Consider the following 22498-nt stretch of genomic DNA (forward strand, 5'->3'; position numbering starts at 1 on the left):
CCGCCGCAGCCGCCGGTGGAGGCCAGCCCGCAGCCAGGGCATCCGAGGCGCCCGCGCCCGCCGGTGCGCAGGGTGCTCCCGCCTCCGCGCACACCCAAGCTCCTGGCTCTGCCCCGTCCTCCGCCCCCGCCCCGTCCCAGGGGGCCGGGGTTCCCGCGGGGGCCTTCGCTTCCGCGGGCGGAGGGCCCGACCCCCGCACCCTGTGGCCGAACATCCTGGAGGCGGTGAAGAACCGCCGCCGCTTCACCTGGATCCTGCTCAGCCAGAACGCCCAGGTGACGGGCTTCGACGGCACGACCCTCCAACTCGGCTTCGTCAACGTGGGCGCTCGGGACAACTTCGCGAGCAGCGGCAGCGAGGAAGTCCTGCGGCAGGCCCTGTCCGAGCAGTTCAACGTGCAGTGGAGGGTCGAGGCGGTCATCGATCCGTCCGGCGGCTCGGCACCGCCGCCCGCGCCCGGCTCCGGTTTCGGCGGTGGCGGCGGTTACGCGCCCGGCGGTGGCGGTGGCGGTGGTTACGCGTCCGGTGGCGCCGCCCCGAGTGCGCCAGGCCCCGGCCCGCAGCAGCCCACGGCTCAGGCTCCGGCTTCGAGAGGTGACGCCCCGGCATCCCAGAGCCGGCCGGCGTCCGGGGGCGCCGCCTCCTCGTCCGCGTCGCCGCACCAGCCCCGCCCCTCCGCTCCGGAGCCGCCCCCCGTCTCCCTGGAGGACGACATCGCGGCGGACGACGATCCCGACCTCGACGAGTCGGCACTGTCGGGCCATGAGCTGATCGTGCGGGAGCTGGGGGCGACGGTGCTGGAGGAGTTCTCCCACGAGTAACCGGAGACGTCTCCCACGAGTAGCCGGAGGCGTTCTCGCACAAGTGGCCGGAGGCCTTCTTGCGTTGGTCGCAGTCAGACACCGGTCAGCCGCAGGCAGGCCTCAGAGGGTCCGTAGGATCGGACTCCTCGAACCGGTCCCGGCTTCCGGTCCCGGCTTCCGGCCCCGGCACCCGCCGAGAGCGCGGGCCGCGGGGCGCACGCCCCACCACGTCCGCACCTCCCCACACGACAGCTAGGCTGGCCCCCGTGAAGGTCCTCGTCATCGGCAGCGGTGCCCGCGAACACGCCCTGTGCCGCTCCCTCTCCCTCGACCCCGACGTCACCGCGCTGCACTGTGCTCCAGGCAACGCGGGCATCGCCGACGTGGCCGAGCTGCACCAGGTCGACGCCCTCGACGGCAAGGCCGTGGCCGCGCTGGCCACGGAACTCGACGCCGAGCTGGTGGTCGTCGGCCCGGAGGCCCCCCTCGTGGCCGGGGTCGCCGACGCCGTGCGGGAGGCGGGCATTCCGGCGTTCGGCCCCTCCAAGGAGGCCGCCCGGTTGGAGGGCTCCAAGGCCTTCGCCAAGGACGTGATGGCGGGCGCGGCCGTGCCCACCGCCCGCTCGTACGTGTGCACGACCCCCGACGAGGTCGACGTGGCGCTCGACGCCTTCGGCGCTCCCTACGTGGTGAAGGACGACGGTCTCGCGGCCGGCAAGGGCGTCGTCGTGACCGATGACCTCGACGCGGCGAGGGCTCACGCCAACGCCTGCGACCGCGTGGTCATCGAGGAGTTCCTCGACGGTCCCGAGGTCTCCCTCTTCGCGATCACCGACGGCGTGACGGTCGTCCCGTTGCAGCCGGCCCAGGACTTCAAGCGGGCCCTGAACGACGACGAAGGGCCGAACACCGGCGGCATGGGCGCGTACTCGCCCCTCCCGTGGGCCGACCCGAAGCTGGTCGAGGAGGTCATGCAGACCGTCCTGCAGCCGACCGTCGACGAAATGCGCCGCCGCGGCACCCCCTTCTCCGGGCTCCTCTACGCCGGTCTGGCGATCACCTCGCGCGGCGTGCGGGTCATCGAGTTCAACGCCCGCTTCGGCGACCCCGAGACCCAGGTCGTCCTCGCCCGCCTGAAGACCCCGCTCTCCGGCGTCCTCCTCGCGTCGGCCGAGGGCACCCTCGCCGACCTCGCGCCGCTGCGCTGGAGCGACGACGCGGCCGTCACCGTCGTCATCGCCTCGCACAACTACCCCGGCACCCCGCGTACCGGCGACCCCATCGAGGGTCTCGACGAGGTGGCCGCGCAGGACGCCCCGCACGCGTACGTCCTGCACGCCGGTACGAAGCGTGACGGTGAAGCGGTCGTCAGCGCGGGCGGCCGGGTCCTCTCGGTCACCGCCAGCGGCACGGATCTCACCCAGGCCCGCACCCGCGCGTACACGGCGGTCAACCGAATCCGCCTCGACGGCGCCCAGCACCGTACGGACATCGCGGCGAAGGTGGCGGAAGCCACCGGGGAGTAACCCTCGGTTACGGCCTGCCACCTGCGCCATCACCCATCGAACGATCACACCGGGCCCCGGATCCAGCACAGGATCCGGGGCCTTTTCGTCAGCCACCTCTAGCCAAAGCCATTCCATCGAGTGACCGATCCCCCATCCGGCTGACGAGGGCCGGGGCCCCAACTAGGGTGCGGCGCAAGCGTTCCGGCACTTGGCCCACCGGCATTGCGATGTCGGTCGTGGGTGCCACAGTGGGGGAGTGAGCAACGCCATGGACGTCCGTCGACAGCTGCCGGGTACACATGCGCCCGGCGGCCAGTAGGGGGTGACACCGGTCGTGTCCGGTATGGGAGTCGAGGTGGGTGCGCAGGCCGCGCGCTCACGGGCCCTCGCCGTGCTGCGCATCCGCAGCAGGGCCCTGGCCGTCGCCCTGCTGCCCGCGGCCGTCGCCGTCGTCCTGCTCGTCGGCGGGTCGACCGGGCACATCGACGGTCCCGGCTGGGGCGTGGTGCGCTGGACCGTGTCGGGTCTCGCCCTGTTCGTGCTTCTCGCCGCGGCCGGCATCGCGCTGGTCGTCGCCCGTTCGCGGCCCGCCGTGAGCCCCACGGTGCCGGTCGCCGAGGAGTCGGCGCCGGACCTGTACCGCATGGTGCGGGACCTGGCCGACCGCCTCGAAGTGCCCGCCCCCTCCGCGATAGCGCTCACCCCGGACTGCGACAGCTGGCTGGAGGACCGCACGCATCCGGCCCACGGTCCGCCCCGTACGCAGCCCGGGGACGAGATAGAGGGCGTCCGGGGCCTGCCGTCGGCACAGCGGCGCACACCGGCCGCGCCCGTCCTCGTCATCGGCTCGCCCTTCCTGTGGTGGATGCGGGTCGGCGAGCTGCGCGCGGTCCTCGCGCCGGTCGTCGCGGGTACGGGCCCTTCCGCGCACCCGGACATAGCCGCGGCCCGTCGCTTCGTACGAGGGCTCGACGCGGCCGTGGCCGTGACGTCGGCGCCCACGCGCGGGCCCCTGGTCCGCGCGGTGCTCGGCGGGGCCGGCTGGGTGACGAGGATTCTGCTGCGCAGCTGCCGCGGGCATGCGGCCGAGATGGAGCGGGGTGTGGCGGCCGCGGCGGCGGAGCGTGCACAGGCTGTGGACTACGGGCTGCGGATCGTCGCCCAGGAGCAGGTGGGTCTGGCGTACGCGGGCTGGGACCGGCTGCTGACCAGGGTCGCGCTGCCCGCCTGGCGCATGGGGCGGTGGCCGTCCCGGCTCGACGCGGGCGTCGTCGCGGCCCTCACCGAGCTCTCCCGGCGGGACCGGCTCGCCGAGGGCTTCGCCTCCCGGCTCGGCGAGCGGCCGGCCTGCGATCTTCTGGAGGAGCCGGGCGCGATCGACGAGGCGACGTCCTTGCTGGCCGCGCGTCTCTTCCACGGCGGGCCTGCCGAGACGGGACCTGACTGGGCCCCCGTCGACTGGGCCGAGTACCCGGACGAGGTCGTCGACCGGAAGTGGCGCACGGACGCGGCGCGGCTGCACCGGGTACTGGACACGCTCGGTGTGAGCCGTGCGTCGGAGCAGGAGGCGCCGGACCCGGAGGGCCCGACGCTGGCTCGGGTGATGGACCACCTGACCTCGGAGCCGCCCCCGCTCGCGCGGAACACGAACAACAGGAACAACACGAGCATCGCGAACACCGTCGGCGCCAGCGGCCACAGCAACGGCCAGAGTGACGGCAACGGCAACGATGCGGACAGTCCGGACAGCCCGGAGAGCACGGACCGCACGGACCGCACAGGCGGCACGGACCGCGCGCACGACCCGGCCGACGCGGAGAGCGGAGAGGCGGCAGCGCCGCAGTACGGCGACGACGGTGGGCCGGAGATCGACGAGATCGACGAGGACGGCGGGCCGGCGACCGAGCGGAGCGCGGAGCTCGCGGCGGTGCTGAGCGCCGAGTTGGCGCGTGAGGAGGCCGCGGCGGCGGCCGGAGCGGGGGCGTCGTCGGCAGGGTCCGTGGGTCAGGGCGGCCCCGACCTGGCGCTCTGGGACGACGGCACGTTGCCACTCTTCCCGCTGCAACCACCGCGGACGGGGCGGGAGTTGCTGGGCGACCACGTGACGGCGATGGTCTGCTGTGCGGCGATGGACACGGCGGGGGCAGTGCCGGGGCTCGACTGGCTGGACGGCCCTTCGCTCCTCGTCGGCGGTGAGCGGTCCGTCGATCTGGGACCACGGGTTCTCAGTCTCATCGAAGACGGGGATCCGGCGCCGCTCCGAGCGTGGCTTCTCGACCTCGGCGTACGCCCGGAGAAGCCGGTTCGGCTGGTCTGAAGCGGGGGCGCGATCCGCCCCGCCGCCCCTCTCCGTCTCGTCCCTGACCGGAGCCCTCTCCGGGCTCCGTCCGCCCTCAGGGCCGGCCGCCCCCGATCGGTTCCCCGCCCCCGGCCGTTCGCCCCCGATCACCCCCCCCGGCCCTCGATCGACCCCGCCCCCAAGCCCCATTCATCCCCACCTGCCCCCGTCCCTCCCCGACCGCCGGAGGCAATTCGCGACGAACGGTGACCGCGTGCATGCGTAATGTGATGTGCTGGAGCCCGTCACAGGCGTGGCGTGCAAGGGCTGACGGGGGCACGAGGGAGGGAACGTCGCATGGGGTCGGAGCAGATTCGCCGGTGGGAGTCGGGGGCGCTGGCGCATGCCGTCACCGACCCCTTCGGGCAGGGCCCCGTTCCGTGGCTGCGCGGCAGTGAGCACTACTTCGACGACACGGGGCACGTCGTCCCCTGGTACGTGGACCACGCGCCGCCGCCCGGCGCGACGCGCCCCGGCGACCAGCACCGGAGTACCGGCCCGCGGATCCCCACGCCCCGCACCACCGCCGGAGACCCCCGCTCGGCCGACGACGTCCACCGTCAGATCAAGGGCTTCGCCTCCACCGGAGCGGCCGCCCCCGGTGAGGCCATCGACTTCCACATCACGGTGGACCCGCCGCAGCAGTTCAGCGTGGACATCTACCGCATCGGTCACTACGGCGGCGACGGCGCGAGCAAGATCACCACCAGTCCGCGCCTCTCCGGGATCGTCCAGCCGCCCCCGCTCACCGCGGACCGCACCGTCTCCTGCCACCACTGGTGGCTCTCGTGGCGGCTGCAGATCCCGTCGTACTGGAGCGTCGGCGCGTACGTCGCCGTGCTCACCACCGACGACGGCCATCGTTCCCACATCCCGTTCACGGTCCGCGACGACCACCCCGCCGACCTGCTGCTCCTTCTGCCGGACATCACCTGGCAGGCGTACAACCTCTACCCGGAGGACGGCCACACGGGCGCGAGCCTCTACCACGCGTGGGACGAGAGCGGCCGGCTGCTCGGTGAGGCCGACGCCGCGACGACGGTCTCCTTCGACCGCCCGTACGCGGGCGCGGGGCTGCCCCTGCACGTGGGTCACGCCTACGACTTCATCCGCTGGGCAGAGCGCTACGGCTACGACCTCGCGTACGCGGACGCCCGCGATCTGCACGCGGGCCGCGTCGATCCCACGCGCTACCGCGGCCTGGTCTTCCCGGGGCACGACGAGTACTGGTCGACGACGATGCGCCGGACCGTGGACGTCGCCCGCGAGCACGGCACCTCACTCGTCTTCCTCTCCGCCAACACCATGTACTGGCAGGTGGAGTTGGGCCCCTCCCCGTCCGGCGTGCCCGACCGGCTGCTCACCTGCCGAAAACGCCGCGGGCCCGGAAAACCGGCCCTGTGGCGCGAGGTGGACCGTCCGGAGCAGGAAGTCCTGGGCATCCAGTACGCGGGCCGGGTCCCCGAGGCTCACCCGCTCGTCGTCCGCAACGGGGACCACTGGCTGTGGGAGGCGACCGGGGCCCACGAGGGTGACGAGCTGGAGGGCATGGTCGCGGGCGAGGCCGACCGCTACTTCCCCCGTATCGCGCTCCCCGAGCACCAGGGCCGCATCCTCCTCTCCCACTCCCCGTACCGGGACACGGAGGGAGCGATCCGTCACCAGGAGACGTCCCTGTACCGCGCGCACTCCGGCGCCCTCGTCTTCGCGGCGGGCACCTTCGCCTGGTCCCCGGCCCTGGACCGCCCGGGCCACGTCGACACCCGCGTCCAGCGCGCCACGGCCAACCTCCTGGACCGCATCTGCAAACGCGACTGAGGCCGCCCCGCACCGTCCGCACACCTCCCCCCGGCCCCCTGGCCGAGCCCGACCTCCGCATACGGGAGAATCGAGCCATTCAGTCAGAACCACGGGGAGGAACCGTGTCCGGATTCGTAGAAAAGCCCGAGCCCGTCGAGGTTCCGGGCCTGGTGCACCTGCACACCGGCAAGGTGCGCGACCTGTACCAGAACGAGGCGGGCGACCTCGTGATGGTCGCCAGCGACCGCCTGTCCGCGTTCGACTGGGTGCTGCCCACGGTGATCCCCGACAAGGGCCGCGTCCTGACGCAGCTTTCGCTCTGGTGGTTCGACAAGATCGCCGATCTGCTGCCGAACCACGTCCTCGGCACCGAGCCGCCGCCCGGCGCCCCCGCCGAGTGGCAGGGCCGCACCCTGATCTGCAAGTCGCTGCGCATGGTCCCGGTCGAGTGCGTCGCCCGCGGCTATCTCACCGGCTCGGGCCTCGCCGAGTACCACGAGACCCGTACCGTCTGCGGTCTCGGCCTGCCCGAGGGGCTGACCGACGGCTCGGAGCTGCCCGGCCCGATCTTCACCCCGGCCACCAAGGCCGCCGTCGGCGAGCACGACGAGAACGTCGCGTACGAGGAGGTGGCCCGCCAGGTCGGCGCGGAGACCGCGGCCCAGCTGCGGCAGGCGACGCTCGCCGTCTACCGGCGCGGCCGGGACATCGCACACGAACGCGGGATCATCCTCGCGGACACCAAGTTCGAGTTCGGCTTCGACGGCGAGACGCTCGTCATCGCCGACGAGGTGCTGACCCCGGACTCGTCCCGTTTCTGGCCCGCCGACCAGTGGGAGCCGGGCCGCGCGCAGCCCTCGTTCGACAAGCAGTACGTACGTGACTGGCTGACGTCCGCCGAGTCCGGCTGGGACCGCCGGAGCGAGCAGCCGCCGCCCGCTCTGCCTCAGCAGGTCGTGGACGCGACCCGCGCCAAGTACGTGGAGGCGTACGAGCGGCTGACGGGCACCACCTGGAGGTGAGCCCGGCAGCGGCACGAAGAAGCCCCCGGTCGCGATGACCGGGGGCTTCCTGCCTGCTTACTCTGAGCGGACGACCAGGTTCGAACTGGCGACCTCAACCTTGGCAAGGTTGCGCTCTACCAACTGAGCTACGTCCGCGCTGCGCCGTGGCGCGAGAGCAACTATACCCAACCTCGCTCCCGTGCGAGACGCACCGCCGAGTGACGGTTCTCGACGCCGAGCTTGGACACGGCGGACGACAGATAGTTCCGCACGGTCCCCTGGGACAGCGCTGCCCGCTCCGCGATCTCCACGACGGGCGCGCCGTCGGCGGCCAGCTCCAGCACCTCGGCCTCGCGCGCGGTCAGCGGCGAGTCCCCGGCGGAGATCGCGTCGGCAGCCAACTCCGGGTCGACGTAACGGTTTCCGGCATGCACGGTCCGGATGATCTCCGCGAGCCGTTGTGCGCTGACCGTCTTCGGGACGAACCCGCGCACACCTGCCGCAAGTGCCCGCTTGAGGTGTCCGGGGCGCCCATGGCTGGTCACGATCAGCGCCCGGCAGACGGGCAGTTCGGTCCGCAGCGATGTGGCCACCCTCACACCGTCGGCCCCGGGCATCTGCAGATCCAGTACCGCCACGTCGGGTTCGTGGGCCCGGGCCATCGCCAGTGCCTCGGGTCCGTCGGCCGCCTCGGCCACCACGAGCAGGTCCTCCTCAAGCCCGAGCAGCGCGGCGAGAGCCCCCCGGATGAGGTGCTCGTCGTCCGCGAGCAGCAGCCGGATGGGTCGTACGGACGTCATGAACCGACCTCTTCACTCACTGAGCGGGGAACGGGAGGCGAGGAGGGGGACGGCTTGGAGGAGTACTTCCGGGGCCGGGACCGTGCGGGGGAGGTGGAGGGGGAGGACGGAGGCAGTGGCACCTCGGCCACGACCCTGAACAGGTCGCTGTCGACGGGTCCCGCCTCCAGCGTCCCGGCCACCGCGGCCAGCCGCTCCCGCAGTCCGGCGAGCCCGGACCCGCCGCCGAGCTGAGGGCCCCGCCCTGCCGAGGGGCCCCCGTCGGGACCCTCTTCGCCCGGCGCACCGGGCTCCCCGGCCCGCTCCTGCGCGCCCCGGTCCACCCCGTCGTTCTCGACGGTGAGGACCACGTGGGTCCCGGCCGGTTCCAGCGAGACGCGGCACCGCCGGGCGTCCCCGTGCCGCAGGACGTTCGTGGTGGCCTCCCGTACGACCCATCCCAGTGCCGACTGAACAGCCGGGGGCAGGCCCGTCGCGGAACCGGTCACCGTGCAGTCGACCCCCGCCGCGGTCAGGACGCCCTGTGCGCCGGAGAGTTCGGCGCCGAGGTCCGCCTCGCGGTAGCCGCGTACGACCTCGCGGACCTCGCGCTGTGACTCGTGGGCGATCCGCTGCACCTCGATCATCTGCTCCACGGCCTCGGGGCGCTCGCGGCGCGCGAGCTGCACGGCGAGCTCGCTCTTGAGGGCGATCACCGCGAGGTTGCGGCCCATCACGTCGTGCAGGTCGCGCCCGAAGCGGAGCCGCTCCTCGGCGACGGCGAGGCGGGTACGGGTCTCGCGGGCCGCGTCGAGTTCGAGCACGGCGTTCAGCAGCCACACCGAGAACATCGAGGTGAAGCAGAGGAACCCGCCGATGACCAGCACCGCGAGCGCAGTGGCGGCCGCGGTGGCCGCCGGCCGTCCGATCAGGAATGCCGCGGCCCAGGTACCCGCGACCAGTCCGCCCAGCAGTGCCGGGATGCGCCGCCGACGCATCCCGAGCGCCATCATGCCGATCCCGAAGGGCACCACCACGACGAAGAACGTGCCCGCCGCGGTGTCGATGTCCTCGCCGCCCGGCCCGTGCTCGGAGACGGCGAGCGCCCCGATCCCGAGCAGCGCGGTGAGGACACCGAGCGCCGCGAGCAGTCGTACGGGTTGCTCACGGCGGCCGCACGTCCAGTCGAGCGCCCGTGACGAGGTCACCGACCCCAGCAGGGCGTGCACGACCAGCGGCGGGAACAGCCAGAGGGCGAGCGGCGCCCCCACCTGCCCGAAGGCCGGCAGGCCGATCGCCGTCACCTCGACCAGCGCGAAGACGTGGAAGGACCAACGGGTGTACGTCTCGACCTTCGCCGGCGTGCTCTGAGCCCGCCACCAGGCCCCCGGCCCGCGCATACCCGCCTCCGTGTTTCGTCGTCGTTCCCGGCCGTCTCAGTGCCGTGGCTCCCAGCGGAACCACCGCCGTACAGCAAACACCGACAGTACGAGCCAGGCCACCGCTGTGGCGATGGCGCCCAGGGCGTCGTACGCGCCGAGGTCTCCGGTCCAGCCGCCGCGGAGGAGGGTGATCACCGGGGACAGCGGCAGCAGTTCACAGACGGCGGCGAGCCGGTCGGGCATGAGCTCGAACGGAATGAAGGTGCCGGAACCCATCATGGACACGAGCAGCAAAGGCATCGCCGCGACCTGGGCGCCTTCCAGGCTCCTGCTGAAGCTCGCGACGACGGCCGCGATGGCGGGCCACATGGCGAGTCCCAGCAGCAGGCCCAGAACGGCGAGGTGCGGTGCCTCCGGCGCCCCCAGGTCGAGGAGTGCCGCGCACGCGACCGTCAGGACCACGCACTGGACGAGGCCGATCAGGACCGACGGCAGCGCGGCGCCCGCCAGGATCTCCGCGTCCCGCAGCTCCCCGGTGCGCAGCCGCTTGAGCACCAGCTCCTCACGCCGGGCGGCGTAGACGCTCACCAGCGAGCTGTAGACGGCGAAGAGCAGGGAGAAGCCGATGGCGGAGGGCAGGATGACCGAGCCGACCGAGAGCCCCGCCTCCTGCAGGTCCATGTCCTCGACCACCCCGCGAAGGCTGAACGGCATGATCAGCGGCACGAACAGGGCCGCGAAGAACGTGGCCTTGCTGCGGGCGAGCAGCGTCAGTTCGGCCCGCGCGAGGGCCGTCATCCGCCGTGCGGCGGTCGCGGTCGGACCGGCCTGTGCGGTGGTGGTCATCGTCTCCGCGCTCATGCCACACGCTCCTTCTCCGCCGTCATCTCCGACGTCTGCGACGCTTCACGGGCTATCCGCAGGAACGCCTCCTCCAGCGACCCCGACCGGACATCGAGCCCTCGCAGCTCGACGCCTGCCCGCTGGGCCCAGACGAGGAGCTCGGTGGCGGCCCGCTGCAGCTCGAGCGTCCGCAGCCGGATCGTCCGGCCCTCCATCTCGTGGCCGGTGACCCCGACCGAGGCGAGCGGCGGCAGATCGCCGGGGAAGTAGCCGTCGGGCAGTTCGAAGGAGATCCGGGACGGCTGGGAGGCGGTCACCTCGGCCGGGGTACCGGTGACGGCGATGCGCCCGGCGTGCAGGATGGCGAGCCGGTCGGCGAGCCCTTCCGCCTCCTCCAGGTAGTGCGTGGTCAGCACCACGGTGGTGCCCGTCTCGCGCAGCTGGCGCACCAACTCCCAGGTCTCCTGGCGCCCTTCGGCGTCGAGTCCGGTCGTCGGCTCGTCCAGGAAGAGCACCTCGGGCCGGCCGAGGACCGCGCACGCCAGGTCGAGCCGCCGCTTCTCGCCCCCGGACAGCTGCTTCACGCGTACTCCGGCCCTGCGGGTCAGGCCGACCAGTGACAGCGCCTCGCTCTCCGGCCGGGCACCGCTCGTGCAGCCCGCCCACATCCGTACCGTCTCCGCGACGGTCAGTTCGGACGAGAAGCCGCCTTCCTGGAGCATGACGCCGATGCGCGGGCGCACCTTGGCGCGTTCGGTGTACGGATCGTGGCCGAGGACGCGCACCTGGCCGCCGGACGGCGGGGCGAGCCCTTCCATCAGTTCGACGGTGGAGGTCTTGCCCGCGCCGTTGGTCCCGAGCAGCGCGAACAGTTCGCCCCGGCCGACCGTGAAGGACACCCCCCGTACGGCTTCGAACTCGCCCCCGTACACGCGGCGTAGATCAGTGACCTCAATCACGTGTTCATTCGTGTTCATGAGACAAGCCTCCCCGCCGTCGGGGGCGTCCGGCAGTGCGAGCTGTCATCGCCGTACATGACAAATGTCAGACGGCCGGCCCGGGTGCCGACGCAGGCATACGGGAGGTGCGGACGCAGGCACACGAGAAAGGCCCCGGTCGCGATGACCGGGGCCTTTCTCTCACTGCTTCTCACTGGAGCGGACGACCAGGTTCGAACTGGCGACCTCAACCTTGGCAAGGTTGCGCTCTACCAACTGAGCTACGTCCGCATTGCCTCCGACCGGCTTTCACCGATCGGCGCGGGCACCAGCCTACCTGATCCAAAGAGCGACCAGGTCGGTGATGCAGAGCGGGTGACAGGAATTGCACACTGCGCCTTCCCCCTGGAAGGGGGATGTTCTGCTACTGAACTACACCCGCGTGACTCCGTGAGCCGGGCCTTTCGGCCTTGCCCCTCGGCGTGCTCCAGACTCTAGCTGATCGGCGGGGGTGCAGCGCAAGTCGGCTGTCCCCAGGGCCCGATGACGGGCCCCGGCGCCCGGCGCCGAGGACCCTGACCGGCCCGTACGCACCCGCGCCCGAGCGCGTCCCCCGGCCCGCGGGGGCCGCGCCCGGGACAACCGGAGGCCCTGCCTCACCTCCGCGGGACGGCTCCGCTCACTGAGCCGCGGTGAACGCCTCGTAGACCTTCTTGGGGATGCGTCCGCGGGCGGGCACCTCCAGCTTGTTGGACTGGGCCCAGGCCCGTACGGCCGCCGGGTCGGGGGCCACCGCCGTCTGCCGGTAGGCCTTGCCGGAGCGCGACCGCTTGCGGCCGGCCTCCAGGTACGGCTCCAGGGCCTTGCGCAGTTTCTCGGCGTTGGCCGGATTCAGGTCGATCTCGTACGACTTGCCGTCCAGACCGAAGGCGATCGTCTCCGCCGCTTCCGAGCCGTCGATGTCGTCGAAGAGAGTGACTACGACACGCTGCGCCACGAATATCGGTCCCTTCGTGCGGCACCTCTCCTGCGACGCGCGATGACGTGCGGAGATGCCGACTGTCCGACTGCTTTTATGAGTGATTGGGCAAAGTATCGGCTATTGCCAATTCATTTGTACAGTGCCGGGCAATCCAATGTGAAGCTCGACTAAATCTGTTGGCGTGTCTCCAAGGCAATAGGGAGCCCGGTCTCGATCCGGATCTTTCCCAGGATTTTTCGTGAAGGCAGGCCGAGGTTAGGCCGTCGATGCGGAATCGTGATGGCCGTCACGTAGATTCCTACGAATCTACCCGCGTAGAAATTTTGTACGGGTAGTCTGAACGAACCTGCTCAGCACCACACACCGGGAGTGCCAGTGGCACGCGTCGTAGTCGACGTCATGCTCAAGCCGGAGATCCTCGACCCCCAGGGCCAGGCGGTGCAGCGTGCACTGCCGCGCCTCGGTTTCGAAGGCATCTCCGACGTACGTCAGGGAAAGCGATTCGAACTGGAAGTGGACGGACCGGTGGACGACGCCGCCCTCGCCCGCATCCATGAACTCGCCGAATCCTTCCTCGCCAACACCGTGATCGAAGACTTCACCGTCAAGGTCGAGGAAGTCGCGGAGGCCGGAAAGTGACCGCTCGTATTGGCGTCGTCACTTTCCCGGGAAGCCTCGACGACCGGGACACGCAGCGCGCGATCAAGCTCGCCGGTGCCGAACCCGTCGCGCTCTGGCACAAGGACAAGGACCTCAAGCAGGTCGACGCGGTGGTGCTGTGCGGCGGTTTCTCGTACGGCGACTATCTGCGCGCCGGATCGATCGCGCGCTTCTCGCCCGTGATGGAGACCCTCATTGAGCAGGCGAAGTCGGGAATGCCGGTACTCGGCATCTGCAACGGCTTCCAGATCCTCACCGAGGCCCACCTGCTGCCCGGCGCGATGCTCGGCAACGACCACCTGCACTTCATCTGCCGTGACCAGAAACTGCGGGTGGAGAACGCGGCGACCGCCTGGACCGCCGACTACGAGTCCGGCCAGGAGATCAACATCCCGCTGAAGAACATGGACGGGCGGTACGTCGCCGACGAGCACACCCTCGACCTGCTGGAGGCGGAGGGCCGGGTCGCCTTCCGTTACGTGGTCGACGGCGACTCGGCGGACGGGTACGGCAACCCGAACGGCTCGCTGCGGGACATCGCCGGCATCTCGAACGCGGCCGGCAACGTCGTCGGTCTGATGCCGCACCCCGAGCACGCGGTCGAGCCGCTCATCGGGTCCGGCCGCACCGACGGCCTCCCCTTCTTCACCTCGATCCTCAAGAAGCTGGTCAACGCATGAGCCGGACGCCTCTGGACACGGTCGAGCACGCGGCCGGGACCCCCGACGTCGAGCTGCCCTGGGCCGAACTCGGCCTGAAGAAGGACGAGTACGAGCGGGTCGTGGAGATCCTCGGCCGCCGGCCCACCGGCGCCGAGCTCGCCATGTACTCCGTCATGTGGTCCGAGCACTGCTCGTACAAGTCCTCCAAGGTGCACCTGCGCCAGTTCGGCGAGAAGGCCCCGCAGAGTGACGCCCTGCTCGTCGGTATCGGCGAGAACGCCGGTGTCGTGGACGTCGGTCAGGGCTACGCGGTGACCTTCAAGGTCGAGTCGCACAACCACCCCTCGTACGTCGAGCCCTACCAGGGCGCGGCCACCGGCGTCGGCGGCATCGTGCGCGACATCATCGCGATGGGCGCCCGCCCGGTCGCGGTCGTGGACCCGCTCCGCTTCGGCGCGGCCGACCACCCCGACACCAAGCGCGTCCTGCCGGGCGTCGTCGCGGGCATCGGCGGCTACGGCAACTGCCTGGGCCTGCCGAACATCGGCGGCGAGGTCGTCTTCGACGCCTGCTACCAGGGCAACCCGCTGGTCAACGCCGGTGCCATCGGCGTCATGCGGCACGAGGACATCCACCTCGCGAAGGCGTCCGGCGCCGGCAACAAGGTCATCCTGTACGGGGCCCGCACGGGCGGCGACGGCATCGGTGGCGCCTCCATCCTGGCCTCCGAGACCTTCGACGACGCCAAGCCGTCGAAGCGTCCCGCCGTCCAGGTCGGCGACCCCTTCCAGGAGAAGCTCCTCATCGAGTGCACCCTGGAGGCCTTCGCCGAGAAGCTGGTCGTCGGCATCCAGGACCTCGGCGCGGCCGGACTGTCCTGCGCCACCAGCGAGTTGGCGTCCAACGGCTCCGGCGGCATGCGCGTCACGCTGGACGACGTACCGCTGCGCGACTCCACGCTCTCGCCCGAGGAGATCCTCATGAGCGAGTCGCAGGAGCGCATGTGCGCGGTCGTCGAGCCGGAGAAGGTCGACCGCTTCCTGGAGATCTGCGACAAGTGGGACGTCATCGCCACCGTCATCGGTGAGGTGACCGACGGCGACCGTCTGGAGATCTACTGGCACGGCGGCAAGATCGTCGACGTCGACCCGCGCACGGTCGCGCACGACGGCCCGGTCTACGAGCGCCCCTACGCCCGTCCCGAGTGGCAGGACGCCCTCCAGGCGGACGACGCCAACAAGCTGGCGAGGCCCGCCACTTCGGAGGAGCTGAAGAGCCAGGTCCTCCAGCTGGTCTCCTCCCCGAACCAGGCCTCCAAGTCCTGGATCACCTCCCAGTACGACCACTTCGTGCAGGGCAACACGGTGCTGGCCCAGCCCGAGGACTCGGGCATGATCCGCATCGACGAGGAGTCCGGCCTCGGCGTCGCCATCGCCACGGACGGCAACGGCCGCTTCGCCAAGCTGGACCCGTACCACGGTGCCCAGTTGGCCCTGGCGGAGGCGTACCGGAACGTCGCGACGACCGGCGCCAAGCCGCTCGCCGTCTCCGACTGCCTGAACTTCGGCTCGCCCGAGGACCCGGCGGTGATGTGGCAGTTCGCGGAGGCCATCCGTGGACTGGCCGACGCCTGCCAGCAGTTGGGCACCCCGGTGACCGGCGGCAACGTCTCGCTCTACAACCAGACGGGCGAGGCGGCCATCCACCCGACCCCGGTCGTGGCCGTGCTGGGCGTCATCGACGACGTCTCCCGCCGCACCCCGGTCGCCTTCCAGGAAGAGGGCCAGCTCCTCTACCTGCTCGGCGACACCCACGAGGAGTTCGGCGGTTCGGCCTGGTCGCAGGTCGTCCACGACCACCTCGGCGGGCTGCCCCCGAAGGTCGACCTGGAGCGGGAGCGCCTGCTCGGCGAGATCCTGATCTCCGCCTCCCGGGACGGCATGATCGACTCCGCGCACGACCTGTCCGACGGCGGTCTGATCCAGGCCGTGGTCGAGTCGGCGCTGCTCGGTGGCCAGGGCGCCCGTCTCGTCGTACCGGACGGGCTCGACGCGTTCACGTTCCTCTTCTCCGAGTCCGCGGGCCGTGCGGTCGTCGCGATCCCGCGCTCCGAGGAGCTCCGCTTCAACGACATGTGCGGTGCGCGCGGCCTGCCCGTCACGCGCATCGGTGTCGTGGACGGCAGCGTGGCGGACGCGAGCGCGGTGGTGGAGGTCCAGGGCGAGTTCACCCTCTCCCTGGCCGAGCTGCGCACGGCGCACGAGGAGACGATCCCGGCGCTGTTCGCGTAGGCCGTCCGCCGGTTCCGCGGCGGTCGCAGCCAGTCGTACGCGGTGGAGGGCCCCGTCCGGATCTCCGGGCGGGGCCTTTCGCGTGCGCCCGCGAGGGCGGCGCCCCGACGGCCGTCCGCCGCCTCTTGCTCGCTCTTACGTAATTACGTAATCTCGATGCATGGATCTGGAGCAACGCGTCGCGGAACTGGAGCGGCGTCTCGACGCCCTGGAGGGCGGGCCCTCCCCACGCGTGGGCGCCGGCGACTTCTGGGCTCTCGAAGGGCTCAAGGCACAGCTGGCCCACGAGGCGGACGGCGGAGTGCTGTTCACGGGCTCGGTACGGCTGCCGACCGAGGAGCGGTACGAGTGGCAGTACGGCCTGCTCACCGGGCAGTTGCTCGACGCCGACTGGAGCGAGGCGGCCGAGGCGTTCGCCGCGCTCGGCCACGCCATGCGGCTGCGGCTGCTGCGCGAGATCCTCGGCGGCCGGCGCACGGCCACCGAGCTGGCCGGGCTCGACGACGTGGGGACGAGCGGCCAGATCTACCACCACCTGCGGCAGTTGACCGCGGCGGGCTGGCTGCGGCAGGCGGGGCGCGGGCGCTACGAGATTCCGGGCAGCCGTGTCGTGCCCCTCCTCGTGGCGCTGGCCACGGCGCAGCCGGTCTGAGGCAATCGACCACTCTCGGCCCATGGGGGAGCCATGACCGTCCGCAAGACCGCGATGATCCTGTACCGGTCGCTGCAACTGACCTTCTTCGGGATGGTCCTGGCCGACGCCTTTGTGCCCGGCTACCCGATCGACTGGGCGTGGGCCTTCGTGCCCCTCCTCGTGTCGTTCGCCCTGGGGCTGGCCGTGAGCCGGACCGGACCCCGGCGCGAGTGGGCCGACCGCACCCCGGTCGAGGTGGAGCCGCCGGTCAGGGGCCGTTGGGCCGCCCTGAACAGCCCGGCCACCAAGGTGCCGAGCCATGGCACGCACGCCTACGGCCAGACGTACGCGATCGACATCGTGGCCGAGCCCGCCGAGCCCGCCGAGCCGGGCGCCGCTCGCGCCGACGGCAAAAGGCGGCCCGCCTTCGCCAAGCTCTGGCCGGTCGTCCGGCACGGTCGTGCCTTCCCCGCGTACGACGAGCCGGTGTTCGCGGTGGCGGACGCCACGGTCGTGCACGCGTCCGACCGGATGCGCGACCACCTCAGCCGCAACTCCCTGCCCGCGCTCGCCTACTTGATGCTGGTCGAGGCGGCGGTCAGGGAGACCGGCGGCGCGTCCTGGATCACCGGCAACCACGTCGTCCTCGACCTGGGCGACGGGGTGTACGCGATGTACGCGCACCTGCGGCGGGGCTCCGTCACCGTCCGGCCCGGCGACCGCGTGCGGGCGGGCCGGCAGATCGCCCGCTGCGGCAACTCGGGCAACTCCACCGAACCGCATGTGCACTTCCAGCTGATGGACGGTCCGGACCTGGACTCGGCCCGCGGTGTCCCGTTCACCTGGCGGGGCATCGGTGTTCCGTCCGACGGCGAGGCGTTCACGGCTTCGGACCAGCCGTCCGCGGTGCCTGGGGTGCCTGGGGCGACCGAGGTGACCGAGGGAGCGCCCGCCGCCGCCCGCGAGGCCCGCTGATAACTTCGGCGAGGTTGTGAGGGGGAGGGCCGGTGCCGGTCCCGCAGGGCGTGAGCCGGGCGGTCGGCCCGCTCCCGCCCGCGTCGGACGCACCGTCCCGGCCCCGTACCGCATTCGTCGACCACTCGACCACTCGACCACTCGACCGTTCGAAGGGCAGCGCGTGAGTTTCCAGTCCGAGCGCACCCCGGACTCCGCCCCGTACGTACCGTTCCCGCGCTCCCGCCTGCTGACCCCCGACCGGGGCAGCCGGCCGCGCAACGCGCTCAACCAACTCGTCGCCCTGACAGCGGTGTTCGGCATCGGCGCGGGCGGCTGGGGGCTGTGGCTGGAGGTCTCCGACCTGCGGGACCGGGCCGCGAGCCGGGAGCGGATCAGCGAGGCGTGCGGCGGTCTGGTCGACCCGGACAAGGTGCTTGACCTCAACGGCGGCACGCACCGGGCCCGCGCGGGCACCGACACCGACGACAGCTTCACGGTCGGCTCGCTGCCCGGCGCCTGCGTGATCTACCGGGTCGACGAACCGGGCACCTCGTACGGGCACTTCGTGCTGACCGTCTACACGAACCCCAGCGACCGGTACGCCAACATCGTCAGCGGCTGGACGCGCGACCCGTTCGACGAGCGGATACGCGAGACCGACGGCGACCTGACCCGCGAGGCCGACGAGGCACCGGACCATCCGGTCGAGGACGCCGAGCCGGACGAGGGCGCACTCGGTCACTACGACGACAACAGCGCCACCGTGAAGGCCCTGTGCACGACGGCCGACGGGACGGGCAAGGGCCACGCCACATCCGTGAACGTCATGGCCGAGGGCTACTACGACGACATCACGTTCCAGGACCGCCAGGCCCTGATCGAGCTCGCCCACGACGCCGCCTTCAAGGCCGCCCACGAACTGGGCTGCACGGCCGAGAAGCCCGTGCCGGTCTCGTTCCCGAGGCTCTACGTCCCGCACCCGCGGCTGGTGGACTCGGCGAAGGCCCGGGGCACCTGCCGCTGGTTCCGCGACTTCGCCGCCCGCGAGGGCCGGGGCCGGCTCCCCGACCGCGCCCTCGACGCCCCGGTCGGCGAGCGGAGCTTCACCGAGAAGTGCCTCCTGGCGGTGAGCGAGAAGCAGGTCAGGAGTGTCCTGCCCGGCCTCACCGAGGACGAACACCACGGCGCGAAGCTGCGGGACGTGCTGCGGGTCGCGCCCTGGTGGATGGAGAGCGCATCCGCCTTCGGCGACGAGGCCCGTGAGGTCGTCTCCGAGGACGGCCTCGGCGACGACCAGACCCCGGTGCGTCCCGGCACCGCGGGCCACGACCGGGCCGCGGGCGTCTGGTGGGCCTCCTCCACCTGCGGGGGTGAGCCGGCCCTCCACACCCTGAGCGTCGACTACCCGTACGACGAGATCGTCGAGCAGCGCCTGAAGGCCCTCTTCCACGCCTACGTCGACGACATCACCGCCCGCCGGAACTGCACCGACGTGAAATATCCCAAGCCTTCCGCGTTCCGCGCGGACTAGGCTCGCCGCCATGCCCCCGGCCAAGAAGCGCACCCGTACCTACGATCCGGCGAAGACACGAGCGGCGGTCCTCGCGCAGCTCGGGAACGTACGGGCGGCGGTACAGGGCCTGACGCCCGAGCAGCTCGCCAAGCCCACGAGGCTCGGCGACTGGACCGTGCGCGAGCTGGCCGTGCATCTCGCCATGGCGGCGGAGGCCGTGAGCCGGGGCCTCGACCAGGACGAGCCCGCCGGGCCCGCGTTCGCGCTGCTCGACTGGCCGTTCGCCACCGCGCCGCGTGCCGGTGAGATCGACGACGACGTACGGACGCTCGCCGCCGCCGAGCCGGACCTGGACGCCCTGTACGCGCGCACGTCGGCCCGCCTCACCGAACGCCTGCCGGACGCCCCGGCCGGGCGGCTGCTGGTCACGCGGGTGGGAGCGATGACCCTGACCGACCACCTCGTCACCCGCACGGTGGAGCTGGTCGTCCACACCGACGACCTGAACGCGGCCGTCCCGGGACTCGACGTGCCGTACGACCGGCAGGCCCTCGCCGCGTGCACCCGCCTCCTCGCCGACGCGCTCGCCGCGAAGGCGCCCGGCGCCTCCACGGAGGTGCGTGTGCCGCCGTTCGCCGTCGTGCAGTGCGTGGCAGGTCCGCGCCACACCCGCGGCACCCCGCCCAACGTCGTCGAGACGGATCCGCTGACGTGGATCCGGCTTGCCACCGGGCGCACGGAGTGGAAGTCGGCCCTCGACGACGCGAAGGTCAGCGCGAGCGGAGAACGCGCCGACCTCGGCGGACTGCTTCCCCTCATGAGCTGAGCTCCGCTTCCGGGCCCCGGCTCGGCCGTTGCGCGGCCGTTACCCGTCGAGGGAACCAAGCACCCCACCCGTCCCGTCAAAGCGGCATGCACACGCAGCGACTCAACCTCAGCGTCCTCAGCACCCGAGCCGGTCTCAGCGCCCTGGCGGTCACCGGACTCCTCGCCACGGCCGCCTGCGGCACGGAGAGCGGAGACAAGGACTCCGGTTCCGGTTCCGTCGGCACCCGGCAGGCCACCGCGATCACCGGCAAGCAGTGGAACGTGGAGAGCGTGACCGTCGACGGCACCAAGCACGACGCCCCGGCCGGCGCCCACGTCGAGTTCGCCAAGGACGGCAAGGTGGGCGGCAACTACGGCTGCAACCGCTTCGGGGCGAGCGCCGAGATCAAGGGCGACACGATCACGGTCGGCGACGACGCCATCAAGACCAAGATGGCCTGTACGAGCGAGGGGGCGATGGACTTCGAGGCGCAGCTCGGCAAGGCCATCTCCAACAGCACGATCAAGGCCGAGGTCGACGACGACAAGCTGACGCTCACCACGCAGGACGGGACCACCGTGAAGCTCACCGCCGACAAGCCGGCCGAACTCCAGGGCACGAAGTGGAACGTCACCGCCATGGTGAAGGACGCCTCGAAGGGCGGATCCCCCGTCGCCCTCTCCTCCCAGGCCGACGGCAAGGTCCATCTCACCTTCGACGAGGGAGCCGTCCGCGGCCAGCTCGGCTGCAACAAGGTGACGGCGAAGGCCACGGTCGGCGACGGCAGTATCACTCTGGGCACGCCGGGCACCACCCGGAAGATGTGCTCCGACTCACTCATGGACACCGAGCGGGCCCTGCTGAAGCTCTTCGACGGCACGGTGAAGTACCAGCTGAAGGGCAGCACCCTCACCCTGACCAGCGAGAACGGCATGAGCGTGGAAGCAGTCGCCACGAAGTGATCCCCGACGGCGGCGCCCCCGCGGCGCCGCTCGGGGGGTTCCCCAATTCGGACCAGTGGTCGATCTCGCCTACACTCGGTGGCGTGCCACGTGGTGACGGTCGACTCAGTCATGATCTGCTCCCCGGCGAGAAAGGCCCCCAGGACGCTTGCGGCGTCTTCGGAGTCTGGGCTCCCGGTGAAGAGGTCGCCAAGCTCACTTACTTCGGGCTCTACGCCCTACAGCATCGAGGCCAGGAGTCCGCGGGTATCGCGGTCAGCAACGGCTCGCAGATCCTCGTCTTCAAGGACATGGGCCTTGTGTCCCAGGTCTTCGACGAGGCGTCCCTCGGTTCCCTGCTCGGTCATATCGCGGTCGGACACGCCCGCTACTCGACCACCGGGGCCTCCACCTGGGAGAACGCCCAGCCGACGTTCCGTGCCACCGCGCACGGCTCGATCGCGCTCGGCCACAACGGCAACCTGGTCAACACGGCGGAGCTCGCCGGCATGGTCGCCGACCTCCCCAAGCAGGAGGGCCGCACCCCGCGTGTGGCGGCGACCAACGACACCGACCTGCTCACGGCCCTGCTGGCCGCCCAGGTCGACGACGACGGCAAGCCGCTGACCATAGAAGAGGCCTCCGCGAAGGTCCTCCCGCAGGTCAAGGGCGCCTTCTCCCTCGTCTTCATGGACGAGCACACCCTCTACGCCGCCCGTGACCCGCAGGGCATCCGCCCGCTGGTCCTCGGCCGCCTGGAGCGCGGCTGGGTCGTCGCCTCCGAGTCCGCCGCCCTCGACATCTGCGGCGCCGCCTATGTCCGCGAGATCGAGCCGGGCGAGTTCGTCGCCATCGACGAGAACGGCCTGCGAACCTCCCGATTCGCGGAAGCGAAGCCCAAGGGCTGCGTCTTCGAGTACGTGTACCTGGCCCGCCCGGACACCGACATCGCCGGCCGGAACGTGTACCTCTCGCGTGTCGAGATGGGCCGCAAGCTCGCCAAGGAAGCTCCGGTCGACGCCGATCTGGTCATAGCGACCCCGGAATCGGGCACGCCCGCCGCGATCGGTTACGCGGAGGCCTCCGGCATCCCGTTCGGTGCCGGTCTCGTGAAGAACGCGTACGTGGGCCGGACCTTCATCCAGCCTTCACAGACCATCCGCCAGCTGGGCATCCGACTGAAGCTGAATCCGCTCAAGGAAGTCATCAAGGGCAAGCGCCTGGTCGTCGTCGACGACTCGATCGTCCGCGGCAACACCCAGCGCGCACTGGTCCGCATGCTCCGGGAAGCGGGCGCGGCGGAGGTCCACATCCGGATCTCCTCGCCCCCCGTGAAGTGGCCCTGCTTCTTCGGCATCGACTTCGCGACGCGCGCCGAGCTGATCGCCAACGGCATGAGCATCGAGGAGATCGGCACCTCGCTCGGCGCCGACTCCCTCTCGTACATCTCCATCGACGGCATGATCGAGGCCACCGCCATCGACAAGCCGAACCTCTGCCGTGCCTGCTTCGACGGCGAGTACCCGATGGACCTCCCCGACCCGGAGCTGCTCGGCAAGCAGCTCCTGGAGACCGAGCTCGCCGCGGGTCCCGCGGCCACGGCCGCGGCCGACGCGATCCGCCGTCCGTAGGCGGCCCGTTCCACCTGCTCACCT

The 22498-nt window shown here is 71.4% G+C and carries 18 protein-coding genes, 3 tRNA genes and 1 pseudogene; 14 read left to right on the forward strand and 8 right to left on the reverse strand.

Translation table 11 applies throughout. The features are described 5' to 3' along the window. The 5 genes and pseudogenes from KUF83_RS03690 to KUF83_RS03710 form a co-directional block, all read left to right on the forward strand. A pseudogene (locus KUF83_RS03690) lies at positions 1-821 on the forward strand (DNA polymerase III subunit gamma and tau); the annotation flags it as partial. A 248-nt stretch (positions 822-1069) separates the two neighbouring features. Further along, positions 1070-2329 (forward strand): phosphoribosylamine--glycine ligase, encoded by a 1260-nt coding sequence (purD, locus tag KUF83_RS03695; protein ID WP_217453072.1) that lies wholly within the window; start codon positions 1070-1072, stop codon positions 2327-2329. A gap of 316 nt (positions 2330-2645) precedes the next feature. Beyond that, positions 2646-4628 carry a hypothetical protein gene (locus KUF83_RS03700; protein WP_217453073.1) on the forward strand — a complete coding sequence of 661 codons (1983 nt, stop codon included), beginning with the start codon at positions 2646-2648 and terminating at the stop codon, positions 4626-4628. 318 nt (positions 4629-4946) lie between these two features. Next, complete coding sequence (locus KUF83_RS03705) at positions 4947-6467, forward strand: N,N-dimethylformamidase beta subunit family domain-containing protein (protein WP_217453074.1); 1521 nt, start codon at positions 4947-4949, stop codon at positions 6465-6467. 104 nt (positions 6468-6571) lie between these two features. Then, on the forward strand, positions 6572-7471 hold the full coding sequence (locus KUF83_RS03710) for a phosphoribosylaminoimidazolesuccinocarboxamide synthase (protein ID WP_217453075.1): 900 nt from the start codon (positions 6572-6574) through the stop codon (positions 7469-7471). A 65-nt stretch (positions 7472-7536) separates the two neighbouring features. On the opposite strand, the gene KUF83_RS03715 is transcribed toward KUF83_RS03710, so the two are convergent. The 8 genes from KUF83_RS03715 to KUF83_RS03750 form a co-directional block, all read right to left on the reverse strand. Further along, positions 7537-7609: transfer RNA gene (locus KUF83_RS03715), tRNA-Gly, on the reverse strand. A 23-nt stretch (positions 7610-7632) separates the two neighbouring features. Further along, the gene (locus tag KUF83_RS03720) at positions 7633-8253 is read right to left on the reverse strand and encodes a response regulator transcription factor (RefSeq protein WP_217453076.1); all 621 of its coding nucleotides are present in this window, start codon (positions 8251-8253) and stop codon (positions 7633-7635) included. Beyond that, positions 8250-9632, reverse strand: coding sequence for a sensor histidine kinase (locus tag KUF83_RS03725; protein WP_217453077.1), 1383 nt, complete (start codon positions 9630-9632; stop codon positions 8250-8252). Before KUF83_RS03725 ends, KUF83_RS03720 begins: the two co-directional genes overlap by 4 nt. A 36-nt stretch (positions 9633-9668) precedes the next feature. After that, positions 9669-10475 (reverse strand): ABC transporter permease, encoded by an 807-nt coding sequence (locus KUF83_RS03730; RefSeq protein WP_254643329.1) that lies wholly within the window; start codon positions 10473-10475, stop codon positions 9669-9671. After that, entirely contained in the window at positions 10472-11434 is a 963-nt protein-coding gene (locus KUF83_RS03735; RefSeq protein WP_217453078.1) for an ABC transporter ATP-binding protein, read from the reverse strand. Before KUF83_RS03735 ends, KUF83_RS03730 begins: the two co-directional genes overlap by 4 nt. Positions 11435-11610: 176 nt before the next feature. Beyond that, positions 11611-11686 (reverse strand) — tRNA-Gly (locus KUF83_RS03740). 79 nt (positions 11687-11765) lie between these two features. Then, positions 11766-11837 (reverse strand) — tRNA-Gly (locus KUF83_RS03745). 237 nt (positions 11838-12074) lie between these two features. Beyond that, the gene (locus KUF83_RS03750; protein ID WP_217453079.1) at positions 12075-12392 is read right to left on the reverse strand and encodes an Lsr2 family protein; all 318 of its coding nucleotides are present in this window, start codon (positions 12390-12392) and stop codon (positions 12075-12077) included. A gap of 360 nt (positions 12393-12752) precedes the next feature. Here KUF83_RS03750 and purS point away from each other — a divergent pair, with 360 nt between their 5' ends. The 9 genes from purS to purF all read left to right on the forward strand — a co-directional run bounded on the left by purS (position 12753) and on the right by purF (position 22474). After that, positions 12753-13016, forward strand: coding sequence for a phosphoribosylformylglycinamidine synthase subunit PurS (purS, locus tag KUF83_RS03755; RefSeq protein ID WP_009313473.1), 264 nt, complete (start codon positions 12753-12755; stop codon positions 13014-13016). Next, a complete protein-coding gene (gene purQ / locus KUF83_RS03760; protein WP_217453080.1) occupies positions 13013-13717 on the forward strand; it encodes a phosphoribosylformylglycinamidine synthase subunit PurQ in 705 nt (234 codons plus the stop codon). The genes purS and purQ overlap by 4 nt, the downstream gene beginning before the upstream one ends. Next, on the forward strand, positions 13714-15990 hold the full coding sequence (purL, locus tag KUF83_RS03765; RefSeq protein WP_217453081.1) for a phosphoribosylformylglycinamidine synthase subunit PurL: 2277 nt from the start codon (positions 13714-13716) through the stop codon (positions 15988-15990). The genes purQ and purL overlap by 4 nt, the downstream gene beginning before the upstream one ends. A gap of 160 nt (positions 15991-16150) precedes the next feature. Further along, complete coding sequence (locus KUF83_RS03770; protein WP_217453082.1) at positions 16151-16642, forward strand: helix-turn-helix transcriptional regulator; 492 nt, start codon at positions 16151-16153, stop codon at positions 16640-16642. Between the two features lie 33 nt (positions 16643-16675). Next, complete coding sequence (locus tag KUF83_RS03775) at positions 16676-17599, forward strand: M23 family metallopeptidase (protein WP_217453083.1); 924 nt, start codon at positions 16676-16678, stop codon at positions 17597-17599. A gap of 163 nt (positions 17600-17762) precedes the next feature. Further along, a complete protein-coding gene (locus tag KUF83_RS03780) occupies positions 17763-19112 on the forward strand; it encodes a hypothetical protein (protein ID WP_217453084.1) in 1350 nt (449 codons plus the stop codon). A gap of 10 nt (positions 19113-19122) precedes the next feature. Continuing rightward, a complete protein-coding gene (locus KUF83_RS03785; protein WP_217453085.1) occupies positions 19123-19920 on the forward strand; it encodes a maleylpyruvate isomerase family mycothiol-dependent enzyme in 798 nt (265 codons plus the stop codon). Positions 19921-20006: 86 nt separating this feature from the next. Then, positions 20007-20864 (forward strand): META domain-containing protein, encoded by an 858-nt coding sequence (locus KUF83_RS03790; protein ID WP_217453086.1) that lies wholly within the window; start codon positions 20007-20009, stop codon positions 20862-20864. A gap of 83 nt (positions 20865-20947) precedes the next feature. Beyond that, entirely contained in the window at positions 20948-22474 is a 1527-nt protein-coding gene (gene purF, locus KUF83_RS03795) for an amidophosphoribosyltransferase (protein ID WP_217453087.1), read from the forward strand. The last annotated feature ends 24 nt before the right edge of the window (positions 22475-22498 follow it).

This window comes from Streptomyces sp. BV286, from assembly GCF_019090165.1.
Classification (GTDB): Bacteria; Actinomycetota; Actinomycetes; order Streptomycetales; family Streptomycetaceae; genus Streptomyces.